Here is a 21573-nt window from a genome sequence, read left to right on the forward strand (position 1 = left end):
AGTGTTCTGGCGGGAGCGCCATGCTGTGATCTGCCGGACAGGTCACAGGATCACGCGGGTTGCCGACGGTGCTTTCTGGATCGCACGCTCAACGCCTCGCACCTATGACGGGAGGTGCACCGAGGCTTCATATCCTCCTGACATGCCAGCGCTTCGCCAGCAGTTCTTCCAAACATTGACTGGACACAGCATGAAACCTACACTCGTGATCACCACTGCATCAACATTCCTTCTGGGGGCCGGGCAGTACGTTTACGCCCAAGAGAGCGGCTTTTCCTGGGAAGGGGAGCTCGAAATTGGTGTCGATAGCACCTTTGATGCGGATGATCCGGCCGCGGAAATCACGGACACCTATCTGTCGCTTGAGCTTGCTTTTGAAGCCGCACTTTCGGATCGGCTGAGCGCATTTGGTGGTTTGACGCTCGAATCCGTTCTGGATACGACGGACGACAGAACCTTCGACGATATCGGTCTTTACTTCAGCGAACTTGGGCTGCGCTACAGCATGGGGGAGACACAGGTATCGCTCGGCAAGATCAGCCCGGTGTTTGCCGTGGCATGGGATGCGGCACCCGGCTTTTTTGGCACGTCGCTGGCGGAAGACTATGAGCTGAGCGAGATGATCGGTGTTGCGGGAGAGACACCACTGGGTGCAGGCACGGTGTCATTTGCCGTCTTCTATGCAGACGATACCGGACTGAGTGACAGTGTCGGAACCAAACGGGGTCGGACGTCACTTTCTGATGGTGGTGTGGGCAACACCGGGAAGCTTGATAACGTCGCATTGCAGTATACGCAGGACTTTGGCGATACCACCGCATGGGTGGGCGCGCGCCATCTGTCCGCCGGGGAGGGGGACGTCTCTGACGAAACTGGTGTGGTCGCGGGGCTTCGCCATGATTTTGGCAACGGCTTTGATGCCATCGGGGAAGTCGCGCATTTCCATGGGGCCGGGGGAACGGAGGATACTGCGACCTACATGACGGTTGGGGCGGCCTATGGGTTGGACGACTGGACCTTCTCTGCGGCGGCGACGGTTATCGACAACTCGGGCGCGGCGACGGACAGTCTGGTCACAATCGGGGTGGACCGCGCGGTCACCGACACGTTCGAGGTCAGCTTTGGGCTCGCGCGATTTGATGTCGGTGGAGAGCAATCCTCCGCCGTTGGCCTTTCCGGCATCCTGACGTTTTAGGGACGCAGCGGCAGGGCGGGGACAAACCGGCTCTGCCTCGGCATTATGGACGGCACCTCAACCCTGCGCCTCACATGGTCAGAAATATGTGCTAAGATAGGAAAATTGGTCGCCCCTGTGGGTTTGCTGGCAAACGCACCGGGGCTGAGCCATGCGTTGGGAGGTGCGTGTCATGACATCCAAGATCGCCGGATCCACACCTCCGGGCAAACCGTCGCCGCAGCGGCAAACCATGCTCAAGGTCAACAAGGTGACGACCGAAGATATCACGTCGTCGCTCAAGGCAGGGTTTGGCGACTTTCTGGCACGTCCTTTCATGAGCGCCTTCTTCGGCCTGTTCTATGCGGTGTTCGGGATCCTGTTTGTCTGGTGTCTGGTCTGGCTCGGCAAGATCTGGATGATCATTCCCGCCATGGTCGGCTTTCCGCTGGTCGCTCCTTTCGCCGCTGCCGGGCTTTATGAGATGTCCCGACGGTTGCAGAGCGATACGCCCTTCGGCTGGTTCGACATCCTGACTGTCATGGCCAATCAACGCAAACGCGAGATGGGTTGGATGGCGTTCGTCACCCTGTTCATTTTCTGGATATGGAGCTATCAGATTCGACTTTGGCTGGCGATTATCCTGCAAGACTCGTCCTTTTCGGATTTCGAGGGGTTTTTGAACATCGTGTTCTTCACACCGCAGGGGTGGACGTTCCTTGCCGTGGGCACCTGTGCAGGGGCCTTGCTGTCGGCTGTCCTTTTCACCGTGACGGTCGTCGCCATGCCGATGTTGCTGGACCGGGAGACGGACTTTGTGACTGCCATGCTGACGTCTGTTCGCGTCGTGACAGAGAATCCGGTGGTTATGCTCACCTGGGCGGCGATTATCTCCGTCACGATGCTGTTGTCGCTGGTGCCGGCGTTTCTGGGTCTGATCTTTACCCTGCCGATCCTTGGGCACACGACATGGCATCTATACCGCCGCGCCGTTCCACCGGTGGAGGTGGCGTGATCCGGTCAACACCCTGCGTGCCAGCTTCCTGTGCATGACCGAGTGTTTTCCCGTCAAACGAGCGCTTGAGCGTTTCCTTCCCTGCAAATGACGTTACAGTTCGTTGCACACCAACCATGGGAGGCACCTTGAGTGTTACATCTATCTCAGGCGTTGCGCCTTGCTTGCGTTTTCCTTTGTGTATCCTCCCTACAGGCGATTGCGCAGCAAGGGCCACCACCGGTGACGGTTGCCACCCCCCTGGTAAAGAAAATCGTGGAGGATGATGAGTTCGTTGGCCGATTTGATGCGGTGGCTCAGGTCAACGTGCGGGCGCGGGTGTCTGGGTATCTTGATGCGGTGCATTTCACTGACGGTAGTCTGGTGGAGGAAGGGCAATTGCTCTTCACCATCGACCCGCGTCAGTTCGACACGGCCATGCGGCAGGCGCAGGCGCAGATCGGCGTTGCGCAAGCGACCTTCGATTTTGCCGAAGAACAGCTTGAACGCGCGGAAAACCTCATTGCCAACGGAAATATCCCGCAAAGCACCGTGGACCAGCGGCGGGAGGAATACCTCGCCGCGCAAGGGGCACTGGAACAGGCGCGCGCGGCTGTGGAACTGGCAGAGCTCGACCTTGAATACTCCCAGATCCGTGCGCCCATGGCCGGGCGCATTGACCGCACCCGCATCGATCCCGGCAATCTGGTGTCTGCCAATGAATCCGTGCTCACCTCTATTGTGTCTTCCGACCCGATAAACTTCTACTTCGACATCGATGAGCGGTATTTTCTGGCCTATTCACGTGATGCCCGTGCGCGCGGCGTGTCGCTTCAGGAGGGCGGCGGCGGGCTCAATGTGCGCGTGACCCTCTCGGACAGGAGCATTGAGCCGCTGCCTGGCGTGCTCGACTTTTCTGAGAACCGTATCGACGCCGAAACCGGCACCATGCGCATCCGGGCGGTGGTGGCCAATCCTGATAACATCCTGACACCCGGTCTTTTTGGACGTGTGAACGTGCCGGGGTCACTGCCTTATGAAGGTATCCTGCTGCCCGACAGCGCCATCGTGGCGGACCAGAACCGCAGGCTGGTGATGACCGTGGATGCGGACGGCATTGTCGTCCCGCGCGAAGTGCGTCCGGGGCCCCGGATCGATGGCTACCGGGTGATCCGCGAGGGGCTCGATGGGTCTGAACAAGTGGTGATCAACGGGTTGATGCGCGCGCGCCCCGGCAGCGCGGTCACGCCTGAACCGACCGAGCTTCCTCCGGTTGCGGATAACTGAGGTGGGTCGTTTCTTTGTTGATCGGCCTATCTTTGCCGCCGTCGCCTCGATCATTCTGACCCTTGTCGGGGCGATCTCGTACTTCCTGTTGCCGGTTGAGCAATATCCCCCTATCGCGCCACCCTCGATTGTGGTCAGCGCGGCCTATCCCGGTGCCGATGCCGCTACGGTTGCGGCCACGGTCGCCACCCCGTTGGAGCAGGAGATCAACGGCGTCGAGGGCATGCTTTACATGTCCTCCTATTCCACCGCGGATGGGGCGATGGCGCTGACCGTGACGTTCGAGCTTGGAACAGATCTGGATGCCGCTCAGGTGCTGGTCCAGAACCGCATTTCCATCGCCGAGGCGCGGTTGCCGCAGGAGGTGCGCGCGCTTGGTGTGACGGCGGCAAAATCTTCGCCCAACCTCATGATGGTTGTGCACATGCTGTCGCCGGATGAGACGTTCGATCAACTCTATGTCTCCAACTACGCCCGTGCGCGGGTGCGCGACAGGTTGATCCGGCTTGATGGGGTAGGGGATCTGGCCATATTCGGGGAGCGGGAGTTCTCCGCACGGATCTGGATGGACCCGGACAAGCTTGGCTCGCTTGGGTTGACCGCAGGGGACGTTGTGGGCGCGCTGCGTGAGCAGAACGTGCAGGTTTCAGGCGGATCGCTGGGCGCGCCGCCAAACCCGACGGGCTCCGCCTTTCAGGTCGCCATCACCACCCAGGGCAGGCTGGAATCCGCGCGTGAGTTCGGCAATGTCATCGTGCGTGCCACTGATGAAGGACGGGTCGTGCGCGTGCGCGACGTGGCCCGTGTCGAGATCGGTGCGCGGTCCTACACGACCAATTCCTATCTGAACAACAAACCCGCTGTCGCCCTCGGCGTGTTCCAGCGGCCCGGCTCCAACGCGCTCGCCTCTGCCGAGGAAATCGTTGCGGTGATGGAAGAGTTGTCAGAAGATTTTCCCGACGGCCTTGAGTACCGGGTTGTCTACAATCCGACAGAGTTTATCGAGGCTTCCGTCACGGCGGTCTATGACACGATTTTCGAGGCCGTGTTGCTGGTGGTCGCCGTTGTGCTTGTCTTCCTGCAAAGCTGGCGCAGTGCGCTGGTGCCGCTGCTCGCGATCCCGGTATCGCTGGTGGGCACCTTCGCGGTGATGCTGGTGCTGGGGTATTCGCTGAACCTGCTGACGCTTTTCGGGCTGATCCTTGCCATCGGGATCGTGGTCGATGACGCCATCGTGGTGGTTGAGAACGTGGAGCGCAACATCGCGAACGGGATGAGCCCGCGCGATGCCTCTGCACGCACCATGGACGAAGTGCAGAATGCGATCATCGGCACAACACTTGTATTGATCGCAGTCTTTGTGCCCTCGGCTTTCGTGCCGGGTGTCACCGGGCAGTTCTACCAGCAATTCGCGGTCACGATATCGGTCGCCACGGTGATCTCCACCTTCAATTCCCTCAGCCTTTCGCCCGCGCTTGCCGCGCTCTTGCTGCGGCCCAAGAGCGAAAGCGGTGGCCTGATGGCGCGGATCTCGGCGGGGTTCAATCGCGGCTTTGATGCACTCAGCGCCGCCTACGGTGGATTGATCCGGTTTCTTGTCTCCTCAACGGCGATGCTGGCGGTCTGCCTGTTGGGTTTTGCCGGATTGCTTGGCGCCACGGCATATATCTCGCAACAGGTGCCCACCGGCTTCATTCCGGATGCTGATCAAGGCTATGCCATCGTGGTGGTGCAACTGCCTGACGGTGCCTCACTTGAGCGGACCGACGCAGTGACCCGTGCCGCCAGCGAAATCGTGCTCGGCACACCGGGCGTGACGAATGCCGTGGCATTTGCGGGGTTTTCCGGGGCGACTTTTACCAACCAGACCAATCAGGCGGTGATCTTCACCACCTTCGCGCCCTTTGACGAACGGCTTGAAGCCGGACAGCCTGCGGGTGCCATCGTGGGGGAGCTTTTTGGCCGGATGCAGGCCTTGCGTGAAGCCTTCATCATCGCCATTGCGCCTCCCTCGGTGCAAGGCGTGGGCAACGGCGGTGGCTTCAAACTGCAAATGGTGGATACCGAAGGCGCTGACATCGGGCGGGTGCTTGGGACGGCCTATGCGATCATGGGGGCCGCGGCACAGAATGACGCGGTTCAGGGTGTTTTCACCACATTCTCCGCCAGTTCCCCGCAGATCTATCTGGAGATCGACCGGGTGCGGGCGCAGATGCTCAACGTGCCAATCGGTGCGATATTCGAGGCTTTGGCGATCAATCTCGGCTCGGCCTATGTCAACGATTTCAACGCTTTCGGGCGGCTGTTTCAAGTACGCGCACAGGCGGATGCGGGTTTCCGGCTTGAGCCTGATGACATCGCAGCGCTTCGCGTGCGATCCGCCAGCGGGGATTTGGTGCCGTTGGGCACGCTGGTGGAGATACAGCCCGCCGCAGGCCCTGCGCTGATCCAGCGCTATAATCAGAAAGTCTCGGTACCGCTCCAGGGCTCCGCAGCACCCGGTGTATCCACAGGGGAGGCGCTTTTGGCGATGGAGGCGATTGCCGAAAGCGTCATGCCTCCCGGTGTTGATTATGAGTGGACGGAGCTGGCGTTGCAGGAACGCAATCAGGGCAACACGGCAATCTACATCTTCGCGCTGTCGGTTCTGCTCGCCTTTCTCTTCCTCGCCGCACTTTATGAAAGCATCGTGCTGCCCTTCGCCATCGTATTGATCGTGCCCATGGCAATCCTGTCTGCACTGTTGGGGGTCATGTTTCGGGGCATGGACAACAACATCCTCACACAGGTTGGATTGATCGTGCTCGTGGGCCTTGCGGCAAAGAACGCGATCCTCGTGGTGGAATTCGCCAAGCAAGCACAGGAAGAACGCGGCCTGTCCCCGATGGACGCCGCGATTGAGGCCAGTCGCCTGCGCTTGCGCCCGATCCTGATGACGGCCTTTGCGTTTATCCTTGGCGTGGTGCCGTTGATGATTTCGGTTGGTCCGGGATCGGAGATGCGTCAAGCGCTTGGCACGGCGGTGTTCTTCGGCATGTCCGGGGTGACGCTGATGGGCCTGCTGCTTACGCCGGTATTCTATGTCACGCTGCGAAGGCTCTTCCCCGGAGGGGCGGGGGCTCAAGCGCGGTGACGGGGGGCGCCTAACCACCATGCAGATGCTATTGAACCGTCAATAAAGCGTTGGAGCAGGAATGCACGTTCTCACCATCCTTGATCATCCGGATCCCAAGTCCTTCAGTTCAGCCGTTGCCGGTCAGTTTTGTGCCGGTGCGGAGAGCCTCGGGCATACGACCGAACTGGTTGACTTGCATGCGGAAGGCTTTGATCCGCGCTGGTCGATGGAGGACGTGGAAGGGGACGCATCAGGGCGCGTGCCACCTGATATCAAGGCAGAGCAAGACCGCATCGCGCGGGCGGATGCCATCGGGTTTGTTTTCCCGCTGTTCTGGTGGGGGATGCCTGCAATGACAAAGGGATGGGTGGATCGTGTCTGGTCGTGGGGCTGGGCCTATGACCAGTTGGAGGACCCTAATAAATCGCTCCAGAAGCCGCGCACAGGCGTGTTGCTGGTGCCTGCCGGTGCCCGTTCGGATGAAATGGACGAGAAGGGATATACGTCGGCGCTTGAGACGGCGTGGATTGCGGGCACTTTCGGCTACTTTGGGTTTGCCAGCCGAGAGCTGATTTTACTGAACGGCTCCAAGGGTTCTGACGCGCGGCGCAAAGCACTTCTGGACCGCGCCTATCAGGCGGGCGCCACGTTGAAAGCGCCAGATTGAGACAGCCACCCGATGGTGCGACTGCACCATCAACCCGGACGATTGGGAGACTTCTGGCACGCGGGTCTTGCCCGAAAGCCCCCTCATGGTTTGAAGGCAAACACGCCTATCGACACGGCTTCCAGCAAGGCGGTTTGCGTTGCGCGGACAAGGCCGGCCTTTGGCCCGTCCGCTCGGCTGACCAGACCGACGACGCGACGCGGGCTGTTTTCTCCAAGCGGGATCGTTTTTAACGGCAAGCTGCTTTGTTCGACGATGCACCTTTGCGGGACAATTGAAATGCCAAGCCGCGCTGCAACCATGCTTGAAATCGCTTCCAGTCCATCAAGCTCCATCGCGTCGTTTACAACGATCCCTTCGTGCTGCAACTAGGCCTCGATCTGCCGACCGACAACAGCGTCCCGGTTGAACCGGATGAAGGGGTTGTCGCGGAGCAGGTCGTGCGGTGACCGATCTTCCGTACCGTCCGCCACCAACAGGACAAGATCCTCTTTCGCAATGCTTGAGAAAGCCATCGTTTTGGGCAGAACCGGTGGGCGAGAGACGATTGCTGCGTGGATCTGGCCGCGCTCAAGCTGCAACAACAGTTGATTTGAGAGGCCGGGAACAATGCGTACCCGGATGCCGGGATGCTGGATCTTGAGCCGTGACAGGGCAAGCGGCACCAACCCGGTCAATGTCGTTGGCACGGCGCCCAGAACCAGCTCTCCTGACATGTCATCCTGCGCACCGAGCTTGTCCGGCAGGCCATCATAGTGCGACAGCAACGCGAACGCCTCATCAACCAGGGACAGGCCGGTCTCTGTCAGTTTTGGCGTTCGTTGAGCGCGGTCAAAAAGCTGTAGGTTCCACGTGTCTTCGAGGTGTCGCATTTGTTGGCTGACGGCGGCAGGTGTGAGGTTCACAGCATCCGCCGCGGCGCGAAAGCTACCGTGGCGGTGAACAGCAAGCAGCGTCCGGAACGCGCGAATACTCATTTTCTGTAGCTTTTCTCTTCCATCGGGGCCTGCTGACCATCTTAGGGGGTAAATTTTTGTGAATGATAGATCAAATATTTATCGTTTTTAGTGAATATTTTTTACCATTAGCATGGGGTCTGACATGAAATGCGATAGCAGAAAGATCAGAGGTCCTGATGGTTGCGCCAAAGACGAACGACTACAAATTGATCGCCGCAAAACCCTTTGCGCCAAATCTCGGGGCGGAGGTGTATGGGGTCGATCTCAGCCAGCCCGTGCCGGATGCCCAATTTGCCGAGATAAAGGATGCTTTTGCGCGCTATCAGGTCCTGTTCTTCAAGGATCAGAAGGAAATCCCACCGGAACAGCATATTGCCTTTGGCAAACGCTTTGGGCCATTGCACGCCCACCCTGCGGCGCCCACGATGGATGGTTATCCTGAGATATTTGAAATCCACGCGACAAAGGATTCAAAAGTCGCAAATGGGGAGTTCTGGCATTCTGATGTCTCATGTGATGAGACACCGCCGCTTGGCACCATGCTTCAGATCCATATCGCACCGCCATGTGGGGGTGATACGATGTTCAGCGATATGTATGCCGCCTATGATGATCTGTCCGAGCCGTTGAAGAAGATGCTTGGTGGGCTGTCGGCGCTTCACAGCTCGGAGCATATCTACAAAGGGCGCTACAGCGACCGTGGTCAGAAAGATGCCGATATTGACTGCCCCCAGGCGGTGCATCCAATCGTGCGCACGCATCCGGAGACGGGCCGTAAATCGCTGTTCGTCAACCGCACGTTCACAACCAAGATTCTGGGTCTTTCAGACAGCGAGAGTAAGGCCATACTGAACATGCTTTTTGAGCATGCAGAGCAGATCACCTATCAGATCCGGTTTCGATGGACCCTGAACGACATGGCATTTTGGGACAACCGCTGTTGCATGCATCGCGCAATCTGGGACTATTGGCCAGCAGAGCGGAAGGGCAGGCGGGTCACTGTCAAAGGCGACCGGCCAGTCTGAACGGTCCATTACATCGGGCGCAATCGAAAGCCACAGGGCTAAGGGAACAAGAACATGCGGGCAGCTGTTGTCAGAGAGTTCAATCAAGACCTTTCCATTGAAACACTCCCCGATCCGTCCTGTCCTGACAACGGCGTTGTGCTTGAGGTCGAGGCCTGCGGGGTGTGTCGGTCAGACTATCATGGATGGACCGGCGCGCATCCCAAGGTGCAGAACGGCTCGATCCTTGGCCATGAATACTGCGGTACGGTGGTTGCTGCCGGCCCGCTTGCACGGCATAAAATCGGTGATCGGCTGATCGCGCCATTTATCCTTGGTTGTGGTCGTTGTGATGCGTGCGAGACGGGGGTCTCAAACACCTGCGCTCACCAGATCGTTCCGGGATTTGGCACGCCCGGGGCATATGCCGAGTTTGTTGCAGTGCCCTTCGACCACAATCTTGTGCACCTGCCTGACACCCTGTCCCCGGCATTGGCCGCAGGGCTCGGATGTCGCGTGACGACAGCATGGCATGCCCTGACGGACCGGGCTGACGTGAAAGCCGGAGAGTGGGTTGCGGTGCATGGCACGGGCGGCATCGGCCTGTCGGTCTTGCTGCTGGCCAAGATGCTGGGCGCGCGCGTTGTTGTCGTCGACATCGTCGAAGAAAAACTGAGCCATGCAAAACAGCACGGGGCAGATGCCACGGTCAACGCAGCCGAAGTCGATGCGGCCGCCGCGATCCGCGAGATCACCGGCGGTGGTGCGCAGGTCTCCATTGAGGCGCTGGGGGTCGAGGCGACGACAAACGCCTCAGTTGAGTGCCTTGCAACGCTCGGTCGGCATGTACAGGTGGGGATGCCCTCCGGTGATGGCCGGATGGAGGTCAACATGCGGGCGATCTATGCAAAGCAGCTTGCCTTTTTCGGCACACGCGGCATGCCGTCGTGGAAGTACCCGCGTCTGCTGGGCATGATCGAGCGCGGCGAGGTTGATATCCGGCCAATGGTGGCAAGGGAGGTCCGGCTCAGTCAGACAAGCGCGGAGTTGCGTGCCATGCACGGACCGACCCCTCCCGGAACGGCGGTGATTATGGACTTTCAGAGCTAGGCGCAGAAGCCGTTACAATGGCGGGCGCCGGGTATTGGGAAGACCACGCGCTTGGCAGCGTAGGCTCTCTATACCAGCCACTCAAACAGATACCCCGCTGCCAGCGAACCCAGAACAGCCAAGACGAGATACAGGATGAACGGTTTCACTTTCAGGACCGGAGCAATTGCCAAGGCTCCCCAGATGCTGACAACACCGCCTGAGATCAAAAAGGCCATGGCAGCACCGTCTGACATCCCGTTTTCAATCAGACCGCGGGTCAAGGGAAGTGCGGCGTATCCATCGATATAGGCGGGTGCTCCGACAAAAACGGCTGCGGGTATGGCCCACCATTGATCCTCCCCGACATATGCGGCGAGCGATCCCGGCGTGAGCGCAGCATTCAGCGCATATTCGGCCGTGAATGCAGGGATCAGGCAAATCAGGATCAGCCGCGTCGTTGCCCAGAATTGTGCGCTGAACGACTGCCGTCGCGCCGCCGTTCTCCAAACCCATGGGTCGAAAGTCTGAGCCGCGCCACAGCGTTCAGCACTCAGCTGGCGCGCCAGTCCGTTGTCACGAAGCGCGTTCAACGCCCAATGTGTCTTGGCGAACAATCCAGTGATCGCGCCGCCAAAGACACCCAAACCAAAAGCCGCGAGCGTCTTGCCAATCGCAAAGCTCAGACCAAGGGTCGCGGCCGTCGTCGCAAGCATCGCTGGGTCTGTGATCGGGGATGACAACCAGAATGCCATAATCGGGGCCAGCGGAACCCCCGCTGCCAAAAGCCCGGCCATCAATGGCAATACCGTTACGCCACAGACGGGCGTAATCGCGCCAATCAAAGACGCGGCTACCACCGTTCGCAGCGTCTTGCCCTCGAACGCGCCGGCGATGTGGGCATCTGCGCCGCTGGCGATGATCCACGCCGCCAGAAGAATGCCCGGAATGACGATTGGCGCAACGACGACCAAACCCCACAGAACGAAATTCGCCGCATTCCATGCGTGTTCCGGCCAAGCAAAGCCGATACCCGTCATCAGGCAAATGCATATGCCCCAAAGTACATATGTCTTGTTGGACCGTCGGGGGGCAATTGCCTGATCGGACATTGGAAACTCCTCTGACCTTGAAAATTAGCGATCAGCGTGACATCTGTGAAACGAATAGTTTCAATTTTTGGTATCGGAAAAACTGATGGACCACCTGGACAGCGATTTGCTGCGCACGTTCGTCGCCGTAACTCAAGCAGGCAGTGTCACAGATGGTGCTGCGCGCATCCATCGGTCCCAATCGGCCACCAGTCTTCAAATCAAACGTCTCGAAGGCATCATCGGGCAACCCGTCTTTGAACGGCATGGGCGCGGCGTTGTCCTGAGCGACGCGGGCCGACAGTTGCTGCCCGTAGCACTGGAGGTTACCGCACGCCTTGACACCGTGTTGCGAGACATCTCCCAAAACACTGTAGTGGGGAAATTACGTGTGGGTATTCCTGACGATCACGGCCGGGCCAAGCTGGCGGACATCCTCGCGTCCTTTACCCGCCACCACCCCAAAGTCGAGTTGGATGTGACCTGCGCTTTAAGCACACATTTCCCCGATGCGCTGGACAAGGGAGTGCTGGACCTTGCGATTTATGAGGTGGAAACTCCGAAAGAACATGAAGAGGTGTTGATTGAGGATCCGACCTGCTGGGTGTCGTCTGCACATCGGGATTTCCCTGCTTCTGGTTGCCTGCCCGTGGCTCTGTTTGATCACACGTGCTGGTGGCGTGACGCCGCAATCGCTTCGCTGACAGCCCGTGGAAAGCCATACCGCATCGTCTATTCCAGCCAAAGCGTCTCGGGCGTCATCGCAGCAGTTGAAGCCGGGATCGCTGTTGGCCTGCTTGGTCGCTCCTCGTTGCACGTCGGCCTGTCGGTCATGGGCAAGTCTCATGGCTTTGGGGGGACGCCTGCCTCCAAGCTGGTGATGGCGGCACAGGGGTCACAGGAGACCCCGCAGAGGAATGCGATGAAAGCAGCCATCCGCGCTGCGTTCTTGAACGCAGTCTAGATCAATGGCCCTGCGTGCACCTTGCAGCATGCGTCAAACAAGGCTTTCCCGACATTTTGGTTCCATTCGCCAAACCCATGTCCGGCGCGCAGCGACCACCAGACTTCGCCTGTAGGGCCGCGAAGAATGCCGCACCGTAGGGGAGACATCTGTGCACTATAAACCGCGCAGCCGCACAAATTCCTGCTCGATCACTTCTTTACCCCACTGTGTGCCGGGTGTCTCATGGGCCAATGTGAAGCCGTGCTTTTCATATAGATGTCTCGCAGCCTCCAGACCCTTGAATGTCCACAGGCGTGTGCGATCAAAGGCGTTGTTGTCCACGAAGGACATCGCTTTTTTGATCAGAAGGCTTCCGATGCCCATGCCCTGCGCACGGGGGCTGACAATGAACCACCGCAGATGACTTGCCCCTTCGCCCAAATCCTCACCGTCGAGAGAGACTGACCCCAGCAGTTCGGCGCCCAGATAGGCAGAAAAGGTCGTGTTCAGAGGATTGTCGATGCGCCCCATGAACTCCGACATTTCGGTTGCGACTTTCCGCTCGAAAACGGCGCCAAACCCATAGTTCTGTGCGTAGAAGGAAGCGTGCAAGTGCGCCACCGCCGCGATGACGCCCGTGCAGTATCCTTCCCGCACGTCGATGTCCGGCACCCCACCTGTCACCCGTTCGCCTTCCCCGCTCAGAGACTGGGCAAACATCGAAAGACCCGCTTCAATCTGCGCAATATCGGGTGCTGACAGGGCATCCAAAGCGGAGCGAAGTTGCCGCCGCGCGAACTCTTCGATTTCGCTGAGCAGGTTTTTCCCAACCTGCGTTAACAAAAGAACGCGGTATCGTCTATCAACAGGGTCAGGTCCCACCTCGATCAGACCGTCGGTTTCCAGCTTTTGAACAAGGCGGCTGATACTGGACTTTTTCAGGTGCAACATTGCGCCGAGTTCGCTTGCATTGGTCACTGTGCCATATCCAAGCTCAATGATTGTATGCACTGCCGATGGGGACAATGAGGTGCCAGCCAGTCCCTTCTCCATAAACCCAAGCTCGCGCACGATATGCCGTGAAACGGCGCGCAGCTTGTCGATGCGGTGTGTTGTGAGGGTCTGATTCATGGTTGTATAATGCAACTAATATCATGAACCTGTCTAGTCAGGACACTAGACATTTTAGACGCGCGCGGCAGCGCGTCGGTCTGGATGTTCAGGCTCACTGCGGATCACCGCTGCAAGAGGGTGTGATGGCAGAGCAGGGGACGAGGTTGCTACGTCGGATCACACCATGAATGACCGCTTTAAGAAGTTTCCGTGCTATCAAGCAAAGCGACAATTTCTGAGCAGTTTTTGATTTGTCCGCCGCAGCAGTCCGCTATCAAGAACTGAACGAGCGCATTCACACTTGAAAGATTTGCCGCGTAGTGGATTTCGCGTTGATGGCGTGTTGCCGTCAAGACGCCAGCGCGTCTGAGAACTGAGAGATGGCCTGAAAGTGTTGATGCTTTCGTGCCCAACTGCCGCGAGATTTCCAAGGCCGGCAATCCTTTTGGGCCGACCCTGACCAGCAGGCGGAACGTTTCCAGGCGCGTTGGTTGTGCAAGGGCCGCAAAGGCCTCAATGGCATTAGCTTGTTCCATAATTCGTTATTGCCCGAATTAACGAAGCTTGACAAGATTTCCCCTCTGATCTAGCCAAATAATACTTCGGTGTTTGCCGAATTGATATGGGGAAACATCTGGATGTCTGGAACATCGATTTCGTCTGAAGTTGATTTTGATGTCTGCGGCAAGCAGTCGGGGTTTCTCCGCGTTCCGCACTCCGTTCATCGCTCGGCCTATGGCTGGATTCCTCTTCCGATAACCGTCATCAACAACGGCGACGGTCCGACGCTGGTTTTGATGGCGGGAAATCATGGCGATGAGTACGAAGGCCAAATCGCGGTATCGAACCTCGCGCGGGAGCTGGAGGCTGCCGACATTCGCGGGCGGCTGATCTTGCTGCCGATGGTGAATGCCCCTGCGGCACAGGCCGGATTGCGCACATCGCCGGTTGATGACGGGAACCTCAACCGGCTGTTTCCCGGCGACGCGCGTGGCAATCCGACCGCAATGATCGCGCATTACGTTGAAGAGGTCTTGATGCCATTGGCCGACTACGCGGTTGATCTCCATTCGGGTGGCAGCTCTCTTTTCTATCCGCCGACGCTGTTGCGCGGAACCGGCCATAGTGCTGAGGAGACGGAGGCTCTGATCAACCTCCAGGATGCGTTTGATTTGCCTTATGCTTGGGTTTTTACCAGTGGCGGTGGTCGCAGCAGCACGGCGCGCACGGCGATGGGGGCCGCCAACCGGAAGGGTGTGATCAACGTCATGGCCGAGCTTGGCGGAGGAGGTGAGGTCACGCCTGATATCCTCAAGCGCACCGAACGGGGCCTGCGCCGCATCCTGCATCGTCTTGGGATGCTGCCAGACTATACACCCGACGAGACGCGAGGCACGCGCGAGTTGAACGCCAAGGGGTCGGTTTTCGCCTACGCCGCAGGTCTGTTCGAGCCACTGAAATCCATTGGTGAGGACGTTGCCTTGGGCGAGCTTATCGGCTTGATCCATCATCCGGACATGCCTGAAGCTGAACCGGACAGGATCACGTCACCTTATCAAGGGATTGCCCTGTGCAGACGCGCCATTGCGCAGGTCGTGCCGGGTGATGCCGTTTATCAGATTGCTTCTGATGCCGAACCCCGGACAGATCAGGAATGAGCGAGCCTGCCGTATCATTCACCAACTTTCACTCTGCTCAGGCTTCACTTGCGGGCGCGGTTGTTGGCCCTGCCGCAGTTCTGAATGGGCAGGCCCCAACAAAGAACAAGACAGTCGCAACCCTTATCACTGGCGGCAATATCGACCGCACGCAGGGCGCGGCGCTCACGGGAGACATGGAATGACACTAGAACGACGCCTGATGGCCGAATGGCTGGGAACATTTTCGCTTTTGGCGACCGTCATCGGTTCTGGCATCATGGCCGAACGGTTGGCGGACGGAAATGTCGCCATTGCGCTTTTGGGCAATACGATTCCAACGGGCGCAATCCTTGTTGTGCTGATCACAGTCTTCGGACCGATTTCAGGCGCGCACTTCAACCCGGCCGTTACACTCAGCTTTGCACTTCGGCGCGAAATCGGTAGACGCGATGCGGTCCTATATGTGGTTGCCCAAATCCTTGGCGGCATCGTCGGTGTGCTTGCAGCCCATGTCATGTTTGAACATCCTCTGCTGGACCCCTCCACCACATCACGCAGTGGCATTGGCCAATGGGCAGGTGAGTTTGTCGCGACCTTTGGCCTGGTCGGCACGATCCTTGCGTGCATCAAGGCACGGCCTTCTGCGGTTCCGATGGTTGTCGGGCTTTATATTACAGCCGCGTATTGGTTCACGTCCTCCACGTCATTTGCAAATCCCGCGGTTACGATCGCACGCGGTTTCTCGGATACTTTTGCAGGGATCGCGCCAGTTGATGTCGCCGCTTTTGTTGGTGTGCAGATGATCGCTGCCATCTTGGCGACGTGGTTTTTTGGATGGCTTCTGAGAGAGACGCCGAATGACTGACCTCTTTGACTTTGACGAGGGGATCGACCGCCGCGAGGTTCCGGCCCTTAAGGTACACAGCATGGTGCTTGGGGCTGACGGAATGGACCTGTTTCCCGCCGGTGTCGCGGATATGGATTTCAGGGCCCCTGGACCCGTATTGGACGCAATGGCGCGGCGGTTGGAACATGGTGTTTTTGGCTATGAGACTGTGCCTGATCGGCTTTTGTCGGCGCTTGTTGCCTGGGTCAAAAAGCGGCACGGCTGGGACCTTAACCCCAATCATATTCTGCGTGCGCCCAATGTGTTGAACAGTCTGTCTATGTCCGCCAATCGGTTTACAGAGCCGGGCGATGGCATCATTGTCCAACCGCCCGTATTCTTTGATTTCGCGGATATCATTGCGGAAAACGGACGCTGCATGGTTGAAAACCCCTTGGTGCTTTCGTCCGGGCGCTATGAGATGGATTTTGACGGTCTGGAAGCCTGCGCCGCTGATCCGCGCACAAGGATGCTGTTCCTTTGCAATCCGCATAATCCAGTGGGTCGTGTCTGGAATAAGGCCGAGCTGGCCAAACTGGGGGCGATCTGCAGAAGAAACGGGGTCGTCGTGGTGTCGGACGAAATCCACGCGGACATCACGTTTCAAGAACACGCCTATACGCCGTTCGCCAGCATCTCCGAAGCTGATGCGCTGAACAGCATCACCTGCCTTTCTCCGGCAAAGAGCTTTAACATCGCGGCGTGTTGCAGCGCTTTCACGGTCGTTCCCGACAAGACCCGACGCGACGCCCTTAGAACAGAAAACAGCCGTCTGACGGTGAACAAGAACAACGCTTTCGCCAGCGTCGCGATGGAAGCGGCCTATGAGGAGGGCGGGCCGTGGTTGGATGCAGCCCTTGCATACATCGAGGGCAACCTGTCGTTGGTGCGCGCGCGTCTGGCTGACATGCCAGAGGTTTCTTTGATTGAACCTGAAGGCACCTTCTTGCTGTGGTTGGATTTTCGAAATCTGGGGCTGCAACCGGACGACCTGACCAAATTCCTGCGCAAAGAGGCCGGATGGGCCATAACCCGCGGTGTCGCTTTCGGGGACAGTGGCGCAGGGTTTGGGCGCCTAAACATCGCGTGTCCGCGCGCGCGATTGGAAAAGGCGCTGGATCGCCTTGTTCATGCAATTTCAACAACAAAAGACGGATCACGATGACCGACACACCCAATATCGACGACGACCACTTTCGGGACATAGACGAAGACCGTCTGTTGTCGGGTGGCCGTCTGGACCATCCGCCGCGCATCCTGTTGCTCTACGGCTCGCTTCGGGATCGGTCTTTCAGCCGGTTGATGACACAAGAAGCCGCGCGGGTGCTGATCCGTTTCGGGGCGGAGACGAAGACGTATGATCCCAGCGGGTTGCCCTTGCCAGATGATACGGATGCCGACCATCCAAAGGTTCGGGAATTGCGAGATCTGGTGGCATGGAGCGAAGGTATGGTTTGGTGTTCTCCCGAACGTCACGGAGCGATGACCGGCATTATGAAGTCCCAGATCGACTGGATCCCTTTGGTTTTGGGGGCGGTTCGTCCGACTCAAGGAAAAACGCTTGCCGTCATGCAGGTAAATGGCGGCTCGCAAAGTTTTAACACGGTAAATCAGCTGCGCACCCTTGGACGCTGGATGCGACTGCTCACAATTCCGAACCAGTCTTCGACGCCCAAAGCGTTCTTGGAGTTTGATGAAAATGACCGGATGAAGCCCTCCCCAAACTACGACCGTATGGTCGATGTCATGGAGGAGTTGGTGAAATTCACGCTCCTGACACGGGGCCGTTCCGATTATCTGGTTGAGCGCTACAGTGAGCGCAAGGAAACGGGCGAGGCGTTGATCAAGCGCGTGAATGAGGCGGCTATTTAGACTTTCCTCAGGAAGGTTGCAGATGGTTTCAGAAATGCTGAGATAAGTTCGTGGCTGACTACCGGTTGGTGTGCAGCATTGGTAACTTTGGGATCGCGCATCGCTTTCACCACGACTTGGAGCATTTTCCAATGCAACCCGAGGTAACGCACTGGGCTGTCGATCTTCATGTGACCAAGCAGGAGTTGCACAGCACGGAGATTGCCCGTCTTGCGATAAGAGACGCTGATCTGCGCCATGTCGGTGATGTAATTGAGGGCGACGATCTGATAGTTCATGACTTCGACGCCCAGGCGTTCTGAAAGATCTCGGCGCATCTTGTTGGGATCAGACAAAGCGTCGGGCTCGATCTTGTCGAGTGTGATCTTGATGCCGTCGACCGACTTGAGCGTTGCTTTGACCAGCGCGACGATGAATGACGTGGCCTTTGGACCCGTGGCCGCGTTCATCTTGCGTTCATTTGGTATTTGATCGCGCTTCATGTGCCTGTGCGAGCTTCACGCGCTTGAGACCACGGATGCAGACCCGTGGTGCAGGATTTGTTTGGAGATTGGAACAGGTGCGGGACAGTCTATTGGCGGCAAGATGCGCAGCGAGAAACCTCATGACGCGACGGGCCGCATGGGTTGGTGGTGCCTGTGCGGTTCTCGTGATCTGCACCTTTTGGGCACCCGCCTTCGCGCAATCCGCCAGTTTTCGCAACGTGGACACCAATTCGGACCGGGTGCTGAGCCGTGATGAACTTGTCACTGCGTTCGGTGCACGTGGTGCCGCACGGTTGCTGTCACAGTCCGACACCAACGGCGACGGCAAGCTGACAATCCAAGAGTTGCGACAAGGGAGCAGAAGCGGAGGGGAAGGGGGCGACGCCGACAGAAATGATAGGGACGACGGCGACGACGATGATGGGGGCGGTGATGACAACGGCAGCGCCGGCGATGGAGAAGGTGACAGCGACGGCGATGGTGGCGGCGACGGTGATGGAGATGGAGATGGTGGCGATGACTGATCTGCGGCCATCGCATGCCAATCGCCCCGTTCATCTCCCGTTCACCCGATTTGAGAGCAAAGGTTCATCAATCTGCCGGAAAGCTGTCAGCACCAGGCGTCAGACAGGAGGCACAACAGATGCTTCACAACGGAGACGACCAATGACCCAAATGAAATCACTTTCCCCCGCACTCTGCACAAGCGCAAAATGGGCCTTTACCACCCGCCGCGTCATCCGCACCGATGTGCGCGGACTCTCCACGAACTTTGCCACGGCCAAGGCCGGTGACCTGATCCTCTGCGAAATCGCTGAAATCGGGCAGCACAAGAAAATCCAGCTGGCAGAGCGCCGCGTGTCAGTCAGCTACCCCGGCGATCTTGTCGTTCTGTGTCTGGGTGATCGTTATGCGCCGGATCAGTTTCTGGCGTCCGCCGTCATCGACGACGATCTGATCGACCTTGTCGCCGGTGGTGGTGTCGCTGGCCGCGTTGATGTTGCGCATATCCGGATGGATGAGCCAACCCGCCTGAAGCCGCTGGGCCTTTTGACCGATGCGCAGGGTCAGGTATTGAACATTGCTTCATACGCACTGCCCTTTACAGCCCCGAACAATGAGGTGACCGTCATCGGTGTCTTTGGTGCCTCAATGAACTCGGGCAAAACCACAGCGGCATCCAGCCTTGCGCATGGTCTGATGAAATCTGGTTACACCGTTGCCGGTGTCAAAGCGACCGGAACGGGTGCCTTTGGCGACTTCAACAGCTTCGAGGACGGCGGCGCACCAGCGCTTGATTTCACGGATGTCGGGATGCCCACCACCTACCGGATGCCAATGGACCGGATCGAAGAGGGGTTCGACACGCTGGTCGCCACCGCTGCGGCACGCGGCGCAGAGGTTGTGGTGGTCGAGATCGCGGATGGGGTGTTCCAGCAGGAAACCCGTGCCATCCTCAAATCATCCAAAATCCGCGACCGTTTGGACGGGATCCTCTTTGCCGCACCCGATGCTCTCAGCGCGCTGGGGGGCGAAACGGTCCTGAACAAAATGAACCTTGGGGCCTTTGCCATCAGCGGCATGGTGAGTTGTTCCCCGCTTGCTGCTTCCGAGGCGGCAGAGGTTACTGGCCTGCCGATCCTGACCCGCGAAGACCTCTGGTCTCCTGATACCATTGCGTCGCACGTCGCCCCCCTGATGCGCCGTGCCCCGCAGACTGTGGCCGCATGACACCTCTCCCCCCAGTGGCCACAAGGGACCGCGTCTTTGACGCGGTCCTCGTCGTATCCTGCGGGATCGTGCAGGCCGCAGCCCTTGCTGTAGCCGCCTTTGCCACCCGTGATGCCTTTGCCGCGCTGCACGCCGGTGTCCCGCTTGCAACGGCAACAGTGCTGGAACTGGCGCTGGCCGGTGCGCTGACCGCGTTGTGTCTGTTCGTCTCCGGGTGTCGCGCCGAACGGCTTGGGCAAAGCTACGCCATTGATTTGCGCCGTGCGCTTTACGCCCAGATCGCGCGCCTGCCCAAAACGCGGCACGAGGAACGCCGTGTCGGGGCCTTGTCGCTGCGGTTTGTGGGGGATCTGTCTGCCGCGCGGTTGTGGTTCGGGCGTGGGCTTCCAGAAGTGCTGTCGGCCTGCGTGGTGCTGCCGGGTGCCGTCGGCATTCTCTATGCGCTGAGCCCGGATCTGGCGGCGCGGGGGCTGGCGCCGCTGGCAGTGGCGTTGGTTGTGATGGCTGCTGCCGCGTGGCATCTTGAACGACGCCACCGCCGGTTGCGCAAACGCCGTGCCGGGATCGCCATTGCCATGATCGAACGTATCGCCATTGCGCCGGAACTGGACGTGATGGGGCGCACCAGCGCCGAACTGCGCCGTCTGGACACGCAAGGCGCAAAGCTGCGTGAAGATGCCGTTGCCCGCCGGGGACGCACGGTCGGTCTGCAATCCCTGTTGCAGGCAGGAACGGTCGCCTCTGGCCTTGCAATGCTGTGGAGCGCGAGCGCGCTGGGAGTTGCGCCCGCCACGGTCGCCGCCAGCCTGTCGGTCATGGCGCTGATTGCCTTGCCGCTGCAACATCTGAGCGCTGCCTGGGACCAGTATTGCGCCTGGCGCGTTGCGCGCGAAAAGGCGCAGAACCTGCTGAGCGAGCCAGCTCTAAGCAGAGCGCGGCGGCGTGCAAAGGAAGCGGTCTCTGTGACGGCCGCCGGAAAAATCGGGCAGACACAGATCGCTCTTGACGTGGCGGGCGGAAGCGTCGCCCGTTTGAGCGGGCCAACCTGTCGGCAACTTGCACGTGCCATTGCCGGGCTTGATCGCTTTGACACCCTTGATGTGCGCTTTGAAGGCAAGACGACCCGCCCCAATGTCGCCTACATCGGTGACGATCACGTCGGATTGCAGGGCAGTCTGCGCCGCTCGGCCACGATGATGAACCGCAAGCGTCCCCGCGACACAGGCATCACCACCGTTTTGAAGGCCTTTGGTCTTGAGGATCTGGTGACGTCAGGCGGGCTGGACCAGCGTCTGTCAGAAAACGGCAAAGGGTTGAGCGCGGCGCAGACGCTCCGGCTTGATCTGGTGCGGGCTGTTCTGGGCAAGGCGGATGTGATTGTCATTGCATCGCTGCGCTGGTCCGCCGCGCCAGACACAGATGCGCTGCAAAAGACTTTGCTGGAAAACGCCTCTGCGACGCTGCTTTTGGCAGAGACTTCAGATATCTGCTCTACGACACAGAAACCGACGGTGACCTGA

Annotated in this window: 18 protein-coding genes and 2 pseudogenes; 15 read left to right on the forward strand and 5 right to left on the reverse strand. The window is 58.9% G+C overall.

What is annotated here, in order from left to right; genetic code table 11:
- Positions 1–190: 190 nt before the first annotated feature.
- The 5 genes from Q1A91_RS15865 to Q1A91_RS15885 all read left to right on the forward strand — a co-directional run bounded on the left by Q1A91_RS15865 (position 191) and on the right by Q1A91_RS15885 (position 7237).
- The gene (locus Q1A91_RS15865) at positions 191–1195 is read left to right on the forward strand and encodes a hypothetical protein (protein ID WP_299879589.1); all 1005 of its coding nucleotides are present in this window, start codon (positions 191–193) and stop codon (positions 1193–1195) included.
- Between the two features lie 172 nt (positions 1196–1367).
- On the forward strand, positions 1368–2189 hold the full coding sequence (locus Q1A91_RS15870) for a DUF2189 domain-containing protein (RefSeq protein WP_299879592.1): 822 nt from the start codon (positions 1368–1370) through the stop codon (positions 2187–2189).
- 222 nt (positions 2190–2411) lie between these two features.
- Positions 2412–3455, forward strand: a complete 1044-nt coding sequence (locus Q1A91_RS15875) for an efflux RND transporter periplasmic adaptor subunit (protein ID WP_299879595.1) — start codon at positions 2412–2414, stop codon at positions 3453–3455.
- A gap of 1 nt (position 3456) precedes the next feature.
- A complete protein-coding gene (locus Q1A91_RS15880) occupies positions 3457–6588 on the forward strand; it encodes an efflux RND transporter permease subunit (protein ID WP_299879598.1) in 3132 nt (1043 codons plus the stop codon).
- A 61-nt stretch (positions 6589–6649) separates the two neighbouring features.
- Positions 6650–7237, forward strand: a complete 588-nt coding sequence (locus Q1A91_RS15885; RefSeq protein ID WP_299879601.1) for an NAD(P)H-dependent oxidoreductase — start codon at positions 6650–6652, stop codon at positions 7235–7237.
- Positions 7238–7320: 83 nt separating this feature from the next.
- On the opposite strand, the pseudogene Q1A91_RS15890 reads toward Q1A91_RS15885, so the two are convergent.
- Positions 7321–8214 (reverse strand): annotated as a pseudogene (locus Q1A91_RS15890) (LysR family transcriptional regulator).
- 158 nt (positions 8215–8372) lie between these two features.
- Here Q1A91_RS15890 and Q1A91_RS15895 point away from each other — a divergent pair.
- Both Q1A91_RS15895 and Q1A91_RS15900 read left to right on the forward strand, forming a co-directional pair.
- Positions 8373–9221, forward strand: coding sequence for a TauD/TfdA family dioxygenase (locus Q1A91_RS15895; RefSeq protein WP_299879604.1), 849 nt, complete (start codon positions 8373–8375; stop codon positions 9219–9221).
- Positions 9222–9275: 54 nt separating this feature from the next.
- Positions 9276–10310 carry a zinc-binding dehydrogenase gene (locus Q1A91_RS15900; protein ID WP_299879607.1) on the forward strand — a complete coding sequence of 345 codons (1035 nt, stop codon included), beginning with the start codon at positions 9276–9278 and terminating at the stop codon, positions 10308–10310.
- 68 nt (positions 10311–10378) lie between these two features.
- Here Q1A91_RS15900 and Q1A91_RS15905 read toward each other — a convergent pair whose 3' ends face one another.
- On the reverse strand, positions 10379–11401 hold the full coding sequence (locus tag Q1A91_RS15905; RefSeq protein WP_299879609.1) for a permease: 1023 nt from the start codon (positions 11399–11401) through the stop codon (positions 10379–10381).
- An 85-nt stretch (positions 11402–11486) separates the two neighbouring features.
- Here Q1A91_RS15905 and Q1A91_RS15910 point away from each other — a divergent pair, with 85 nt between their 5' ends.
- Positions 11487–12344, forward strand: a complete 858-nt coding sequence (locus tag Q1A91_RS15910) for a LysR substrate-binding domain-containing protein (protein ID WP_299879612.1) — start codon at positions 11487–11489, stop codon at positions 12342–12344.
- Between the two features lie 156 nt (positions 12345–12500).
- On the opposite strand, the gene Q1A91_RS15915 is transcribed toward Q1A91_RS15910, so the two are convergent.
- Together Q1A91_RS15915 and Q1A91_RS15920 are read right to left on the reverse strand one after the other, a co-directional pair.
- A complete protein-coding gene (locus Q1A91_RS15915; protein WP_299879616.1) occupies positions 12501–13457 on the reverse strand; it encodes a helix-turn-helix domain-containing GNAT family N-acetyltransferase in 957 nt (318 codons plus the stop codon).
- 179 nt (positions 13458–13636) lie between these two features.
- Positions 13637–13975, reverse strand: a complete 339-nt coding sequence (locus tag Q1A91_RS15920) for a helix-turn-helix transcriptional regulator (RefSeq protein ID WP_299879617.1) — start codon at positions 13973–13975, stop codon at positions 13637–13639.
- A 102-nt stretch (positions 13976–14077) separates the two neighbouring features.
- Here Q1A91_RS15920 and Q1A91_RS15925 point away from each other — a divergent pair, with 102 nt between their 5' ends.
- From Q1A91_RS15925 to arsH, 4 genes are all read left to right on the forward strand, one after another.
- Positions 14078–15097 carry a succinylglutamate desuccinylase/aspartoacylase family protein gene (locus Q1A91_RS15925; protein WP_299879619.1) on the forward strand — a complete coding sequence of 340 codons (1020 nt, stop codon included), beginning with the start codon at positions 14078–14080 and terminating at the stop codon, positions 15095–15097.
- A 181-nt stretch (positions 15098–15278) separates the two neighbouring features.
- On the forward strand, positions 15279–15944 hold the full coding sequence (locus tag Q1A91_RS15930; protein ID WP_299879621.1) for an MIP/aquaporin family protein: 666 nt from the start codon (positions 15279–15281) through the stop codon (positions 15942–15944).
- Positions 15937–17130, forward strand: a complete 1194-nt coding sequence (locus tag Q1A91_RS15935; RefSeq protein WP_299879623.1) for a MalY/PatB family protein — start codon at positions 15937–15939, stop codon at positions 17128–17130. The genes Q1A91_RS15930 and Q1A91_RS15935 overlap by 8 nt, the downstream gene beginning before the upstream one ends.
- Positions 17127–17837 carry an arsenical resistance protein ArsH gene (gene arsH / locus Q1A91_RS15940; protein ID WP_299879625.1) on the forward strand — a complete coding sequence of 237 codons (711 nt, stop codon included), beginning with the start codon at positions 17127–17129 and terminating at the stop codon, positions 17835–17837. Before Q1A91_RS15935 ends, arsH begins: the two co-directional genes overlap by 4 nt.
- Before the next feature lie 134 nt (positions 17838–17971).
- Here arsH and Q1A91_RS15945 read toward each other — a convergent pair.
- Positions 17972–18073, reverse strand: a pseudogene (locus Q1A91_RS15945) (integrase); the annotation flags it as partial.
- Between the two features lie 368 nt (positions 18074–18441).
- Between Q1A91_RS15945 and Q1A91_RS15950 the strand changes: the two are divergent.
- From Q1A91_RS15950 to Q1A91_RS15960, 3 genes are all read left to right on the forward strand, one after another.
- Positions 18442–18846 carry an EF-hand domain-containing protein gene (locus Q1A91_RS15950; protein ID WP_299879627.1) on the forward strand — a complete coding sequence of 135 codons (405 nt, stop codon included), beginning with the start codon at positions 18442–18444 and terminating at the stop codon, positions 18844–18846.
- A gap of 142 nt (positions 18847–18988) precedes the next feature.
- A complete protein-coding gene (locus Q1A91_RS15955; RefSeq protein ID WP_299879629.1) occupies positions 18989–20053 on the forward strand; it encodes a hypothetical protein in 1065 nt (354 codons plus the stop codon).
- On the forward strand, positions 20050–21573 hold the full coding sequence (locus Q1A91_RS15960) for an ABC transporter transmembrane domain-containing protein (protein WP_299879631.1): 1524 nt from the start codon (positions 20050–20052) through the stop codon (positions 21571–21573). Before Q1A91_RS15955 ends, Q1A91_RS15960 begins: the two co-directional genes overlap by 4 nt.

The organism is uncultured Sulfitobacter sp. (assembly GCF_947500075.1).
Lineage (GTDB): Bacteria > Pseudomonadota > Alphaproteobacteria > Rhodobacterales > Rhodobacteraceae > Sulfitobacter.

Bases quoted from the DNA above. Each gene is read 5' to 3' on its own strand.
- Q1A91_RS15865 (WP_299879589.1), top strand. From the start codon at position 191: ATGAAACCTACACTCGTGATCACCACTGCATCAACATTCCTTCTGGGG.
- Q1A91_RS15870 (WP_299879592.1), top strand. From the start codon at position 1,368: ATGACATCCAAGATCGCCGGATCCACACCTCCGGGCAAACCGTCGCCG.
- Q1A91_RS15885 (WP_299879601.1), top strand. From the start codon at position 6,650: ATGCACGTTCTCACCATCCTTGATCATCCGGATCCCAAGTCCTTCAGT.
- Q1A91_RS15895 (WP_299879604.1), top strand. From the start codon at position 8,373: ATGGTTGCGCCAAAGACGAACGACTACAAATTGATCGCCGCAAAACCC.
- Q1A91_RS15900 (WP_299879607.1), top strand. From the start codon at position 9,276: ATGCGGGCAGCTGTTGTCAGAGAGTTCAATCAAGACCTTTCCATTGAA.
- Q1A91_RS15905 (WP_299879609.1), bottom strand. From the start codon at position 11,401: ATGTCCGATCAGGCAATTGCCCCCCGACGGTCCAACAAGACATATGTA.
- Q1A91_RS15910 (WP_299879612.1), top strand. From the start codon at position 11,487: ATGGACCACCTGGACAGCGATTTGCTGCGCACGTTCGTCGCCGTAACT.
- Q1A91_RS15915 (WP_299879616.1), bottom strand. From the start codon at position 13,457: ATGAATCAGACCCTCACAACACACCGCATCGACAAGCTGCGCGCCGTT.
- Q1A91_RS15920 (WP_299879617.1), bottom strand. From the start codon at position 13,975: ATGGAACAAGCTAATGCCATTGAGGCCTTTGCGGCCCTTGCACAACCA.
- Q1A91_RS15925 (WP_299879619.1), top strand. From the start codon at position 14,078: ATGTCTGGAACATCGATTTCGTCTGAAGTTGATTTTGATGTCTGCGGC.
- Q1A91_RS15930 (WP_299879621.1), top strand. From the start codon at position 15,279: ATGACACTAGAACGACGCCTGATGGCCGAATGGCTGGGAACATTTTCG.
- Q1A91_RS15935 (WP_299879623.1), top strand. From the start codon at position 15,937: ATGACTGACCTCTTTGACTTTGACGAGGGGATCGACCGCCGCGAGGTT.
- arsH (WP_299879625.1), top strand. From the start codon at position 17,127: ATGACCGACACACCCAATATCGACGACGACCACTTTCGGGACATAGAC.
- Q1A91_RS15950 (WP_299879627.1), top strand. From the start codon at position 18,442: ATGACGCGACGGGCCGCATGGGTTGGTGGTGCCTGTGCGGTTCTCGTG.
- Q1A91_RS15955 (WP_299879629.1), top strand. From the start codon at position 18,989: ATGACCCAAATGAAATCACTTTCCCCCGCACTCTGCACAAGCGCAAAA.
- Q1A91_RS15960 (WP_299879631.1), top strand. From the start codon at position 20,050: ATGACACCTCTCCCCCCAGTGGCCACAAGGGACCGCGTCTTTGACGCG.